This window comes from Streptomyces sp. NPDC039423, assembly GCF_055598725.1.
Map to the genome: position 1 here is coordinate 346,360 of NZ_JBVKAH010000003.1, position 12,800 is coordinate 359,159.

The 12,800-nt window shown below is 74.7% G+C and carries 11 protein-coding genes and 1 riboswitch; of the genes, 6 read left to right on the forward strand and 5 right to left on the reverse strand.

Translation table 11 applies throughout. The annotated features are described in order from the left end of the window. The first annotated feature begins 71 nt into the window (after positions 1-71). Together ACZ7LK_RS12380 and ACZ7LK_RS12385 are read left to right on the forward strand one after the other, a co-directional pair. The gene (locus ACZ7LK_RS12380) at positions 72-401 is read left to right on the forward strand and encodes a hypothetical protein (protein ID WP_471140100.1); all 330 of its coding nucleotides are present in this window, start codon (positions 72-74) and stop codon (positions 399-401) included. Between the two features lie 108 nt (positions 402-509). Then, positions 510-1,520 carry a hypothetical protein gene (locus tag ACZ7LK_RS12385; RefSeq protein WP_471140103.1) on the forward strand — a complete coding sequence of 337 codons (1,011 nt, stop codon included), beginning with the start codon at positions 510-512 and terminating at the stop codon, positions 1,518-1,520. A gap of 94 nt (positions 1,521-1,614) precedes the next feature. Here the strand turns inward: ACZ7LK_RS12385 and ACZ7LK_RS12390 are convergent, their stop codons facing one another. From ACZ7LK_RS12390 to ACZ7LK_RS12405, 4 genes are all read right to left on the reverse strand, one after another. After that, on the reverse strand, positions 1,615-1,809 hold the full coding sequence (locus ACZ7LK_RS12390) for a hypothetical protein (RefSeq protein WP_392272931.1): 195 nt from the start codon (positions 1,807-1,809) through the stop codon (positions 1,615-1,617). 50 nt (positions 1,810-1,859) lie between these two features. Further along, a complete protein-coding gene (locus tag ACZ7LK_RS12395) occupies positions 1,860-2,402 on the reverse strand; it encodes an MOSC domain-containing protein (protein ID WP_471140106.1) in 543 nt (180 codons plus the stop codon). Positions 2,403-2,546: 144 nt separating this feature from the next. Further along, positions 2,547-2,729: a hypothetical protein gene (locus ACZ7LK_RS12400; protein WP_392272929.1), complete on the reverse strand. Its 183-nt coding sequence runs from the start codon at positions 2,727-2,729 to the stop codon at positions 2,547-2,549. An 83-nt stretch (positions 2,730-2,812) separates the two neighbouring features. Continuing rightward, on the reverse strand, positions 2,813-3,913 hold the full coding sequence (locus ACZ7LK_RS12405) for a fatty acid desaturase family protein (protein WP_392272928.1): 1,101 nt from the start codon (positions 3,911-3,913) through the stop codon (positions 2,813-2,815). A 279-nt stretch (positions 3,914-4,192) separates the two neighbouring features. Here ACZ7LK_RS12405 and ACZ7LK_RS12410 point away from each other — a divergent pair, with 279 nt between their 5' ends. Together ACZ7LK_RS12410 and ACZ7LK_RS12415 are read left to right on the forward strand one after the other, a co-directional pair. Beyond that, entirely contained in the window at positions 4,193-7,168 is a 2,976-nt protein-coding gene (locus ACZ7LK_RS12410) for a DEAD/DEAH box helicase (RefSeq protein ID WP_471140111.1), read from the forward strand. Next, positions 7,165-8,487 carry an SWIM zinc finger family protein gene (locus ACZ7LK_RS12415; protein WP_471140114.1) on the forward strand — a complete coding sequence of 441 codons (1,323 nt, stop codon included), beginning with the start codon at positions 7,165-7,167 and terminating at the stop codon, positions 8,485-8,487. The genes ACZ7LK_RS12410 and ACZ7LK_RS12415 overlap by 4 nt, the downstream gene beginning before the upstream one ends. Before the next feature lie 206 nt (positions 8,488-8,693). On the opposite strand, the gene ACZ7LK_RS12420 is transcribed toward ACZ7LK_RS12415, so the two are convergent. Beyond that, positions 8,694-9,554, reverse strand: a complete 861-nt coding sequence (locus ACZ7LK_RS12420; protein ID WP_469463229.1) for a bifunctional 5,10-methylenetetrahydrofolate dehydrogenase/5,10-methenyltetrahydrofolate cyclohydrolase — start codon at positions 9,552-9,554, stop codon at positions 8,694-8,696. Between the two features lie 22 nt (positions 9,555-9,576). Beyond that, positions 9,577-9,665, reverse strand: a riboswitch (ZMP/ZTP riboswitch). Positions 9,666-9,823: 158 nt separating this feature from the next. Here ACZ7LK_RS12420 and ACZ7LK_RS12425 point away from each other — a divergent pair. Both ACZ7LK_RS12425 and exaC read left to right on the forward strand, forming a co-directional pair. Then, positions 9,824-11,110: a winged helix-turn-helix domain-containing protein gene (locus ACZ7LK_RS12425; RefSeq protein ID WP_471140118.1), complete on the forward strand. Its 1,287-nt coding sequence runs from the start codon at positions 9,824-9,826 to the stop codon at positions 11,108-11,110. A 51-nt stretch (positions 11,111-11,161) separates the two neighbouring features. Continuing rightward, complete coding sequence (gene exaC, locus ACZ7LK_RS12430) at positions 11,162-12,685, forward strand: acetaldehyde dehydrogenase ExaC (RefSeq protein ID WP_471140121.1); 1,524 nt, start codon at positions 11,162-11,164, stop codon at positions 12,683-12,685. The last annotated feature ends 115 nt before the right edge of the window (positions 12,686-12,800 follow it).

Consider the following 12,800-nt stretch of genomic DNA (forward strand, 5'->3'; position numbering starts at 1 on the left):
AACCCTACGTTGGAGGTCCAGCGTCGGAAAACCGGCGGCGCACGCCGCCGGACAGCGGGAAGGTGGGCCCGGTGTACGACAGACTCCGCACGTTCTTCGGCTCCGTCGGTTCTTTCGTCAGGTCCTTGTCCGCCCCTGAGCCCGGGAAGGAGGACGGAGCCGGGACGGGTCGGCGCGGCGCCCGTCAGCACAACATCTTCGAGGCCGCCGCGGCCTATGTGGCCGCGTCCGCGGACGACGACCAGGAGGCCGTCGACGAGGCACAGGGGTGGGTGTCGCCGGAGGCCCTGTCCTTCGGGGTGAGCGAACTGGCCTGCCGGGCGGTCATCGCCCTCGCCCGCGAGCGCGACGAGTCCCCGCGCACGGTGGCCCGCAGCCTCATGGGCCTGCCGACCTCGTGAGGCCGCCGGCGCCGTGCCGAAACCGTTGTGATCAGGACGGCGGGACCTCTCGACGGCAGGGTTACCCGCTGGTTAAGGTGCGCCGACGCATGTGGGAGGGAGGCGGCCATGGCCGGGACGGAACCGGTGGACGTCGCTGACGCGGACGACGACGCGCTGTACGTGTTGACCGCCGTGCTGCTGACGCCCGCGCAGTTCCCGAGCCTGCTCGGCGACGACTACCCGGAGGCGTGCGCGGCGCTGGGGCTGGAGCCGTACGCGGAGGGCTACGGGCTGGTGCTGGGCCAGGACGGCGAGGGTGCCCGGTGGACGGTCGTCGTCGACGACGTGTCGCTGGTCGCCGTGGCGATCGCCTCGTGGGACTGCGGCATGGAGTACGACCTGTCCCCCGACGAGCGCAGCGTCGTGATGGCCCTGCCGGGCTGGCCGCTCGCCCTGGCGGTCGCCGCGCCGCACGTGCCCGCGCCGCACGACCCGGAGACGCCCCCGGGTGAGCGCCGGCCGCTGACGCCGCCGGACCCCGGGGAGTGGGGACCGGCGCAGCGCCGGATGGGCGCGGACGAGGTCGCGCTCCAGTGGGCCGCCTGGCGCGAGCAGCTGGGCGAGGACGACTTCGCCAAGCCGGTGGACGCCGGCGAGCCGTCGGCGACGGATGACCGGCCGGCCGGTGACGCTCGTCCGGCGGCGGGGCCGGCGGGTGACGGTCGTCCGGCGGACCGGCCGGCGCGCGGGCCGGGGCCGGGTGGGCAGGCGGCGGGTGCCGGGGCGTCCTCCGGCGCGGCGTCCGGTGGGCCGGAGGGCAGTGGGCCGGCCGGCGAGCGGCTGCCCGGCGCGGCCGAGGGGAGCGGCCCGGAGGGGCCCTTGCGGCGGGTCCTGGCGGAGCTGCGCGGCTATCTGGAGGATCCTCCGCCGCCCGGTCGCGTCCGGTCCGGCTTCGCCCCCGGCGGAGCCCGGACGCTGCGGGCCGACGGCCCCGGCTGGTCGGTCGTGGCCAGGACGGACGACATCGCCTTCGTACTGCTGGACGAGATGCCCCGCGAGGTACTGCCCATCGGCCGCGGCCCTCATCTTCCGGAGCTGCTGGCCGCTCTCGACGCCATGGCGGTACGCCCCGCGTGACGCGTGTCCGGCCACCGGACGGCGGCCTGACGGGCAGGCCCGTGTCCGGTGGCCGGTCGGTCGGTCGGGGCGCTTCCCGAGCCGTACGGGCCGCTCAGCCGGTGGGTTCCTCGGGCGCGCCTTCCGTGGGCGTGTCCTCGGCGGAGCCGCGCTCCTCGTCCCCGGCCTCCTGGGCCTGGGCCAGGTCCGGGTCCCAGTGGTCGGAACCGCCGCTCGCCTGTTCGTCGGGCAGGTCCCTCGGCACGCCGGGCCCGTCTTCGCCCGCGCCTTCGAGCCGCTTGTCGTCCATGGTGTCTCCCTCCGGCTTTCCGGCCGGGCGGGTACCCGGGATCCCGCCGCTCAGACCCGTTCGAGAGGGCGGTGCGGACCGTCCGGCAGCTCGATCTCGACCGCATCACCCGGCCGTACGGGTCCTCCGGTCCGCACGATGCCCATGATCCCGGCCTTGCGGACGACGGCACCCGTCTCGTCGCGTCCGACGACCTGCTTGAGGAGCCCGTCCTGGAAGGCGTCGATCTGGAGGCAGGGGTTGCGCAGTCCGGTGACCTCGACGACCGCTTCCGCGCCTATGCGCAGCAGGGTGCCGGTCGGCAGGCCGAGCAGGTCGATGCCACGGGTGGTGATGTTCTCGCCGAGGTCGCCGGGGCGGACGGTGAAGCCCTCGCCGGCCACTTCCTCGAACAGCTCCTCATGGATGAGGTGGACCTGGCGGAGGTTGGGCTGCGTGGGGTCCTGAGCCATGCGCGAGCGGTGCTTGACCGTGACGCCCGCGTGCACGTCCCCCTCCACTCCGAGTCCGGCCAGCAGGGTGATATCCGGCCGGTTCGATTTGGTGAACGTATACGCGCCGTTGCTGCTGACCGCTGTGACCGTCCCGCTCATCCTGGGCCCCCTGTGTCGTGCCGGTACCGGCCGTCACCGGCGTCCGGTGACGATGATCCATGATCACCTCTGAGCGGTCCGTCCGGAACCCCCGGCCCCTCCGGACTCCGGCGCGCGCCGCATCCGGTGCCGGACGCGGTGCCGTCAGCGGCCGAGCTCCTTGCGGCTCACCCGGCGCAGCCGGCGCCGCTGGCCCGGATCCAGTGCCAGGTAGGCGACGGCGGGGACGCCGATCAGCACCAGCAGCGACAGCCAGAAGCCGATCAGCGGCCAGAGGAGGAGGCCCACGGCCACGCCTCCGATGACGATCTTCGTTCTGGTCGACATGCGCTCCTCCTTCGCGGGCGGCGTCGGCCGCTCCCGTGTTCCGTGAACGCGTGGGCGGGCCGGTCGGTTCCGGCTTCCACCCGTCAGGCCGTACGCAGCGGGTCGCCGACCCGGTGCAGGTGCCCCAGCGCCTGGCGGTAGGAGTCGACCAGCCCGGTCTCCGTGTACGGGATGCCCAGCGAGCGGCAGTGGGCGCGCACCGCGGGCTGTGCGAGCCGCAGGTGGGGGCGCGGCATGCTCGGGAAGAGGTGGTGTTCCACCTGGTAGTTCAGGCCACCGAGCATCCAGTCGGTGACGGCTCCGCCGCGGATGTTGCGTGAGGTGAGCACCTGGCGGCGGAGGTGGCCCCACGGCTCGGCGTCCGGGTCGGGGACCTCCATGCCCTTGTGGTTGGGGGCGAAGGCCATGCCGAGGTGCAGACCGAGCAGCATCTGGTGGACGAGGGCGAAGACGAGGGCCCGGCCCGGTGACATGGTGGCGAGGAGCAGGGCCGCGTAACCGGCGACATGGGCGAACAGCAGGACGCCCTCGACGAGGCGCGCGCGTGGCGTCCGGTGCGGTCCGTGCTTGGAGAACAGGGCCTGGAAGCCGTACACCTTCAGGGCGAGGCCTTCGAGCGTGGTCAGCGGGAAGAACAGCCAGGCCTGGTGCCGGGTCAGCCAGCTACGGAAGCCCGTGCGCCCGACCGCCTGGTGCTGGTTGAAGACCAGGACGTCCGGGGCGACGTCCGGGTCCTTCTCCTCGTGGTTCGGATGGGCGTGGTGCCGGTTGTGCTTGTCGTTCCACCACTCCTGGCTCATACCGAGCAGCAGATTGGCGTGTACGAGCTGGATCAGGCGGTTCCTGCCCCGGTCGGCGCTGATCTGCGCGTGCCCCGCGTCGTGGCCGAAGAAGGCCGCCCGGGCGGAGAACACGGCCAGCGGGACGGCGAGCAGCAGGGACCACCAGGAGTGCCCGAAGAGCACCAGGGCGACCGCGACCGCCGTCAGGGCGAGCAAGTTCAGCGTGATGCCCGAGGCGTACCACCCGGTGCGCCGCTCCAGCAGGCCCTGGTCCTTGATGGTGCGGAGGAGCGGGCCGAACTCGCTGCCGGACCCGCGCCGCGCGCCCGCCGGGCGGACGGGACGTTCGGCGGCGGAGGGAGGAGGGGCGGGGAGGGTCAGGGCAGAGGGGGCCTGTGGCATGGCTTCTCCGGGTCTGGTGAGGTCTGTGCGCGGAGGCGCGCCGACCTGATGAACGTACGGATGAGCGGCCGCTCAGAGCCATGGCACCACCACCCGGACGTGGGGTGGGGCTTCCCAGGGTACGGGGGTGGTGCTGCCTGCACCCCGGCCGCGGAGTGGGCTATGTCACGGCACTTCCCCGGCCGTCGCACGGAGTTCATCAGGTACCCTCGGCGCTTCGACTCCCCGCTAGTCAAATTTGAGGAATGCGTCAGCGCTGTGCCCAAGCTTCCCGAAGCAATGCCGTATACGACTCCCGGCGTACCCCTGCTCGCCCGCTGCTCCGCCGTCTTCCTTGCCGCCGATCCGCCTCGTCTGGGACGTGTGGCGTTCTGGGACCCGGCCGATGACGAACCGTCGACCCTGGGCGGCCCCACCGGCCGGGCCTCCGGCGCCGCCCCCTCCCCCGGCTCCGACGCCGCCCCCGATGCCCCAGGTGCCCCAGGTGCCCCCGAGGCCCCCGCAGGGTCCGCCCCCGTCACCGCTCCTGGCCCGTACGGCGTGCGGGAGTTGACCGTCGTGGCACCGGACGCCCTGCCCATCCCCGTCCGCGCCCTGGTGCTGCCCGTGGCGGAGGCCCTGCCGCTGCTCACCCGCGCGGGGCGCGTCGCGGACGCGTCACCCGAGGTCGCGTTCTGGGGCGCCGCCTCCCTCCTGGCCCTCCAACTGACGTCCCGGGGCCTGCTGTTGCCCGGCGTCACCGGCACTGACCACGACGCGTGGCGGGTCGGCCCCCTCGGCGCGGAGGACCTGGAGCGGATGCGTACGCTCGCCGCCTCGATGCCGCCGGGCGCCCACGCGGTGCCCGCGGGCCGGGCGGCGGACGGCACGGTCCTGCTGCCGGATCCGGAGCGGCTGTTGCGGTGCTTCCTGGACGCGGTCGCCGACGTGCTGCCCCGTACCCCGGCGGCCCCGCTCGCCGTGGGTGGGCCGGCCTTCGCGGCGAGCGAGCCACAGCGGGTGCCGGAACGGCGCGCGTGGGCGGCGGACGTGGCGGCCGGTCACGACGCGGGCGTACGGCTGTCGTTGCGCGTGGAGGCGCGCGGACTCGACGACGGCGGTACGCCGGACTTCCGCGCCGTCCTCCAGTTGCACCGCGCCGACGACCCGGCGCTCGTCGCCGACGCCGCCGACGTGTGGTCCGGCGCGGCCGGCGGGTTCACTCCGCGCGCCCGGCTGGACGCGCTGCTCGCGCTGCGCCGCGCCGCGCGGGCCTGGCCGGCGCTCGCGCCGCTGCTGTCCGCCCCGGTGCCCGACGCGATCGAGCTGGCCGACGAGGAGGTCACCGAACTGCTGGGCGGTGCCGCGCGGGCGCTGGCCGCCACCGGCGTCCAGGTGCACTGGCCCAGGCGGCTGGCGCGCACGCTGACCGCGAGCGCCGTCATCGGCCCTCCGGGCGGACCCGCGTCCGACGAGGGCCGTTCCGGCCTGCCGTCCTTCCTGTCCGCCGACGCCCTCCTCGCCTTCGACTGGCGCTTCGCCCTGGGCGGCCAGGAACTGACCCGCGCCGAGCTGGACCGGCTCGCCGAGGCCGGACGGCCCGTGGTGCGGCTGCGGGACCAGTGGGTGCTGATCGACCCGGATGAGGCCCGCCGCGCCCGCGAGCACCGCGACCGCAAGGTCACCCCGATCGACGCGCTCGGCGCCGTACTGACCGGCACGGCGGAGGTGGACGGGCGCCAGGTCGACGTCCGGCCGTCCGGGTGGCTTCGGGCGCTGCGCGACCGGCTCGCCGACCCCGAGGGCCGCCGGGGGGCGGACCGGCAGGAGATCGGGCAGCCCGCCGCGCTCGCCGCGACCCTGCGCGACTACCAGCTACGCGGGCTGAACTGGCTGCACCGGATGACCTCGCTGGGTCTCGGCGCCTGTCTCGCCGACGACATGGGCCTGGGCAAGACGATCACCCTCATCTCGCTGCACCTGCACCGGCAGACCGACGCGTCCGCCGCGGGACCCACGCTGGTCGTCTGCCCGACGTCCCTGATGGGCAACTGGCAGCGCGAGGTGGAGAGGTTCGCGCCGGGCACCCCGGTACGCCGCTTCCACGGCTCCGGCCGGGACCTGGAGGGCCTGACGGACGGCGAGTTCGTCCTGACCACGTACGGCACCATGCGACTCGACACGGCCGCGCTCGCGGCGGTGCGCTGGGGCATGGTCGTCGCCGACGAGGCCCAGCACGTGAAGAACCCCTACTCGGCCACCGCCCGGCAGCTCCGTACCATCGGCGCCAAGGCACGGGTCGCCCTGACCGGCACCCCGGTGGAGAACAACCTCTCCGAGCTGTGGGCCGTCCTCGACTGGACCACCCCGGGGCTCCTCGGACCCTTGGGGACCTTCCGCAGCCGGTACGCCCGTGCCGTGGAGGGCGGCGCCGACCCGGCCGCCGCGCGGCGACTGGCGGCGCTGGTGGGGCCGTTCCTGCTGCGGCGCCGCAAATCGGATCCCGGGATCGCCCCGGAGCTGCCGCCCAAGACGGAGACCGACCGTACGGTGTCCCTCACGCCTGAGCAGGCGGGCCTCTACGAGGCGGTCGTCCGCGAGACCCTGGAGGCCGTCGCGGCGGCCGGCGGCATGGAACGCCGGGGCCTGGTGCTCGCCCTGCTCACGGCGCTCAAACAGATCTGCAACCATCCGGCGCAGTACCTCAAGGAGGAACGGCCGACGACCTCCGGCCGCTCCGGGAAGCTGGAGCTGCTGGACGAGCTGCTCGACACCATCCTGGCCGAGGGCGCGAGCGTGCTGGTGTTCACCCAGTACGTGGGCATGGCCAGACTGCTGGAGCGGCACCTGGCGGCCCGGGGCGTGCGTACCGGCTTCCTGCACGGCGGGACCCCGGTGGCGGAGCGGGAGGCGCTGGTGAACCGGTTCCAGGCGGGTGAAGTGCCGGTCTTCCTGCTGTCGTTGAAGGCGGCGGGCACCGGGCTCAACCTCACCCGCGCGGGTCACGTCGTGCACTACGACCGCTGGTGGAACCCGGCGGTCGAGGCCCAGGCGACGGACCGGGCGTACCGCATCGGGCAGACCCAGCCCGTGCAGGTGCACCGGCTGATCGCGGAGGGCACCGTCGAGGACCGCATCGCGGCCATGCTGGCGCGCAAGAGGGAGCTGGCCGACTCCGTGCTCGGCTCCGGCGAGGACGGCGCCCTGACCGGACTGACCGAACTGACCGACGCCGAACTGGCGGAGCTGGTGGAACTGCGAGGGAGCGGGCGATGAGCCGCGACGGTGATGACGAGCGTACGTTCGCGGCGCTGCCGCCCGCCCGGGGCCGGGGTTTCGCCCGGACCTGGTGGGGGCTCGCGTGGCTCAAGGCCCTGGAGGACACGGCGCTCGACGCCCAGCAGCTCAAAAAGGGCCGCAAACGGGCGCGGGACGGCGCGGTGGGCGCCGTGTCGGTCCGTCCCGGACGGATCACCGCCGTGGTGCGGGACCCCGACGGTACGGCACAGCGCGGGGACGTGCTGCTGCGGGAGCTGACCGATGAGGAGTGGGACCGGTTCCTGGACATGGCCGCGGACCGGGCCGGCCACCTGGCCGCCCTCCTGGACCGGGACATGCCTCCGGACCTGGTGGAGGACGCGGCGGCGGCCGGCATCGAACTGCTGCCCGGGATCGGCGACCTGGAGCCCGCCTGCACCTGTGACGCCTGGGACCACTGTCCGCACACGGCGGCGCTGAGCTACCAGGTGGCGCGGCTGCTGGACGAGGACCCCTTCGTGCTGCTGCTGGTGCGGGGCCGTGGGGAGCGGCGGCTGCTCGACGAGGTGCAGGCACGCGGCTCCGCCCTGGCGGGCCGCCGGGCTCCGGCGGGAGGCCCGGTCACCGGGGACGGGGAGGAACCGGCCGGGGACGGTGTCCCGGGGGTACGGGCGGACGAGGCGTTCGCCGCGCGGGACATCCTCCCGCCACTGCCCGCGCCGCCCCCGCTGCCGGAGTCACCCGGGGAGCCGCCGTCGCTGGACACCGAGGCCGGGCCCGGGCCGGGTGTCGACCCGGCGGCGCTGGAGGCCCTGGCGGCCGACGCGGCGGCCCGGGCGCACCGGATGCTGGCCGACGCGCTGTCGCCGGGGCACGAGGACCGGCTCCCGGAGGCCGTGCTGACGGCGGAACAGGACGCCGTCCGGCTGGCCGCCTCCGCCGCCTGGGGAGCGGCCGCCCTGGAGCGGCTCGCCTCGGGGACCGGCCGTCGCCGGGCAGGCCTGGACGTGGCCACGCGCGCGTGGCGGCTGGGCGGCGCCGAGGGGCTGGCCGTGCTGGAGGCGCACCCGGAGCCCGGTCCGGAGCTGCTGGCGCGGGCCGAAGCGCGGCTCGCCGCTGCCTGGGAGGACGGCGAGCGTCCCCCGTTGCGGGCGGACCGCCCCGGGTGCTGGACGGTGACGGGCGCGGGCGCGCAGCTCCGGCTGGACGGCGAGGGCCGCTGGTGGCCGTACCGCGAGGAGCCGGACCGGGCCTGGGTACCCGCCGGGCCGCCCGATCCCGATCCGGCCGCCGCCCTGGCGAGCGTCCTGGCGGTCACCCCGGAAACCGACGCCTAGGACGGTCGCTCCGGCCGTCCGTACCGTTGGCGCCCCGCTCCGGGCGCCCGACCGGGCGCCGGGTGTGGGCGCCCGGGGCGTGCGCAGGGGCCCCGGCACGGATCCGCCGGGGCTCCGGTCGGACGCCCAGGTGGCACGCCCCGGCCCCCGCCCGCACGCCTCGGCCCCACCTACGCCACGCCACGCCCGCTGCGCCCCGCCCCCGGTCAGCGGGAGAGCCCGCGCTCCGCCGCGTCCACCGTCTGGGCGAGCAGCACCGCGATGGTCATCGGGCCGACGCCGCCGGGCACGGGGGTGATCAGGCTCGCGCGGGTGGCGGCGGTCTCGAAGTCGACGTCACCCACGTTGCCGGGGTTGTAGCCCGCGTCGATGACGACCGCGCCGGGCTTGATGTCCTCGCCCTTGATGAAGCGGGGCCGCCCGACCGCGGCGACCAGGATGTCGGCCTCACGTACGGCCGCGGACAGGTCGGCCGTGTGCGAGTGGCAGTAGGTGACCGTGGCGTTCCGCGCCAGCAGCAGCATGCCGGCGGGCTTGCCGAGGATGGCGCTGCGGCCGACCACGACCGCGCGCTTGCCGGCCGGGTCGACGCCGTACGCGTCGAGCAGCCGCATGATGCCGCCCGGCGTGCAGGAGACGAACCCGGGCAGGCCGAAGCTCATCGTCGCGAAGGAGCTGAAGGTCACGCCGTCGACGTCCTTCTCGGGGGCGATCGCCTCGAACGCCGCCCGCTCGTCGATGCCGGGGCCGACCGGGTGCTGGAGCAGGATGCCGTGCACCTCGGGGTCGTTCGACAGGTTTTCGAGCGTGGCCACCAGTTCGGCGGTGGTCGTGGTGGCGGGCAGCTCGACGTGGCGGGAACGGATGCCGGCCTTCTCGCAGCGGGCCCGCTTCATCTTCACGTACGTCACGGAGGCGGGGTCGGCGCCGACCAGGACGGTGGCGAGGCACGGCCGGGTGCCGGTGCGCCGGGTGAGGTCGGCGGCGCGGGCGGCGGTCTCCTCGACGAGGCGGCGGGCGAGGCCGCTGCCGTCCATGAGGCGGGCGGTGGCGGGAGTGGTGGACATGCGGGCTCCTGAGCGGTCGTCAGTGGATCGCCCAGGCGCGCGGCAGTGGCGTCGGTCCGCCGGGCCGCTCCCCGGTGGTACTCCACCCAAGCGCCAGTCACGGCCCGCCACCACTCTACGGGACCGTTCCCCATCGCCCCCCGGGTGCCCCGTCGCGCCCGCCCTTGTGGAGTCCGGCCCGCGCGACGACGATGGCCCGGGCGCGGACGTCAGCGGCGGCAGCCACAGCGGCAGCGGCGGCAGCGGGAGACCTCGATGGGGAGGGCCGTGTGAACGACCCATGGGTGGCCTTGGAGCGGGACGCCGATCCGGCGGAGCGGGCGCGGGCGCTACACCGCGCGCACGAGGCGTTCACGGCGGGCGGCCGGCCGGAGGGGCCGGTCCGGCCGGTGGTGGCCGACTCGTGGCGGCGCTCGGCGCGCGCCCGGGTGTGCCCGGACGGCGCGGCGTGCGTGGAACTGGACGAGGACGAGCTGGCCGCTCACCGGGACGGTCATCCGCTGGCAGCGGTGATGCCGGTGGTACGGGAGTTGATGGGCGCGTACGCGAGCGACGGGGAGCACCTGGTCGCCGTCTGCGACGCGCACGGGCGGCTCCTGTGGGTCGAGGGGCACCCGGCGACGCTGCGCCGGGCCGACCGGATGAACTTCGTGGCGGGCGCGCGGTGGGCCGAGTCGGCGGCGGGCACGAACGCCCCCGGTACGGCGATCGCGGTCGACCGGCCGGTCCAGGTGTTCACCGCCGAGCACTTCCGGCGGTCGGTGCAGGCCTGGACGTGCGCGGCGGCGCCGGTGCACGATCCGCGCACCGGGCGGCTGCTGGGGGCGGTGGACATCACGGGCGGCGACCGGCTGGCGCACCCGCACAGCCTGGCGTTCGTCCAGGCGGTGGCCCGGGCCGCGGAGTCCCACCTCGCCCTCCTGGGGCCGGCTCCGGCGGCCGGGGACCATGGGTGGCTGTCGGCGCTGGGCAGGGACGAGGCGGTGCTGGTGGCGGGCGGGCGGCGGACGCGCCTGAGTCGCCGGCACAGCGAGATCCTGGTGGTGCTCGCCCACCATCCGGGGGGCCTGGGCGGGGAGGAGCTGCTGGCGGCGCTGTACGAGGACGAGTCGGTCACCCCGGTCACCCTGCGGGCCGAACTGAGCCGGTTGCGGGGCCTACTGGGTCCCGGGGTGCTGCGGTCGCGCCCGTACCGGCTGGCGGTGCCGGTCGACACGGACTTCGGGGCGGTGCGGCGCAAGCTCGCGTCCGGTGCGGTCGCCGCGGCGCTGGGCGGGTACGGCGGGCCCTTGCTGCCCGGTTCGTGCGCGCCGGCGGTGCGGCGGGCGCGGGAGCGGCTGGCCGGGGACCTGCGTGCCGCGCTGATCGCGCGCGGTGACCCGGCGCTGCTCGCCGACTGGGCGCACAGCGCGTGGGGCGAGGACGACCTGGAGGTGTGGCGGTCCCTGGCGGCGTGCGCGCCGGCGGCGCTCCTCGCCCCCGTACGGGCGCGCCTGACGGCCCTGGACGCGGAACTCGGCGCCGGCGCAACCCGGTTGCAACGTCCGCGTCCCTAGCCTCGCCGCGAGCACCGGACGGCGGTGCCGCACCAGGGAGGCCTTCCGCACATGACCCGTTACGCAGCGCCCGGCAGTGAGGGCTCGATCGTCTCGTACGAGTCCCGCTACGACCACTGGATCGGCGGCGCTTACGTGCCGCCCGCGCGCGGCCGGTACTTCGAGAACCCGAGCCCCGTCAACGGCCGCCCCTTCACCGAGATCGCCCGCGGCACCGCCGAGGACGTCGAGGCCGCCCTGGACGCGGCGCACGCGGCCGCGCCCGCGTGGGGCCGGACCGCCCCGGCCGAGCGGGCGGGCGTGCTGCTGCGGATCGCCGACCGGATGGAGGCGAACCTGGAGCGGCTGGCCGTCGCGGAGAGCTGGGAGAACGGCAAACCGGTCCGGGAGACCCTGGCCGCCGACCTGCCGCTCGCCATCGATCACTTCCGCTACTTCGCGGGCGCGTTGCGCGCCCAGGAGGGCTCGCTGAGCGAGGTGGACGAGGACACCGTCGCGTACCACTTCCACGAGCCGCTCGGGGTGGTGGCGCAGATCATCCCGTGGAACTTCCCGCTGCTGATGGCGGTCTGGAAACTGGCGCCGACGCTGGCCGCGGGCAACGCGGTCGTCCTGAAGCCGGCCGAGCAGACCCCGGCGTCCATCCACGTCCTGATGGGCCTGATCGCGGACCTGCTCCCGCCCGGCGTGGTGAACATCGTCAACGGCTACGGCACGGAGGCCGGCAAGCCGCTCGCCTCCAGCCCCCGCGTCGCCAAGATCGCCTTCACGGGTGAGACGACCACGGGGCGGCTGATCATGCAGTACGCCTCGGAGAACATCACACCGGTCACCCTGGAGCTGGGCGGCAAGTCGCCGAACATCTTCTTCGACGACGTGTGGGCCGCGGACGACGACTTCCGTGACAAGGCCCTGGAGGGCTTCACCATGTTCGCCCTGAACCAGGGCGAGGTGTGCACGTGCCCGTCGCGCGCGCTGGTCCAGAGCGGCCACTACGGCGAGTTCTTGGAGGCGGCCGTGGCCCGCACCGAGCGCATCGTCCCGGGCCATCCCCTGGACACGGCCACCATGATCGGTGCTCAGGCCTCGCACGACCAGCTCCGCAAGATCCTCTCGTACCTCGACATCGGCCAGCAGGAAGGCGCCAAGATCCTCACCGGTGGCCGGCGCCTCGAGTACGACGGTGAGCTGGCGGGCGGCTATTACGTCGAGCCGACCGTCTTCGAGGGCGACAACCGCATGCGGGTCTTCCAGGAGGAGATCTTCGGCCCCGTCGTCGCGGTCACGTCCTTCACCGACTTCGACGACGCCGTCGCCCAGGCCAACGACACGCTCTACGGCCTCGGCGCCGGCGTCTGGACCCGCGACATCACCACCGCCTACCGCGCCGGACGCGCCATCCAGGCGGGCCGGGTCTGGACGAACTGCTACCACGCCTACCCCGCCCACGCCGCGTTCGGCGGCTACAAGCAGTCGGGCATCGGCCGGGAGACGCACAAGATGATGCTGGACCACTACCAGCAGACGAAGAACCTCCTGGTCTCGTACTCGCCGAAGAGGCTCGGCTTCTTCTAGAGGCACGAGAGAAGGCGCCTGACCTGGGCTTTTACCCGTCAGGCGCCTTCTTGGAGCGCTCGAACCTTCCCATGGGGGAGGCGTCGAAATACCCCTCCTCTTCCAGTTCATCCCA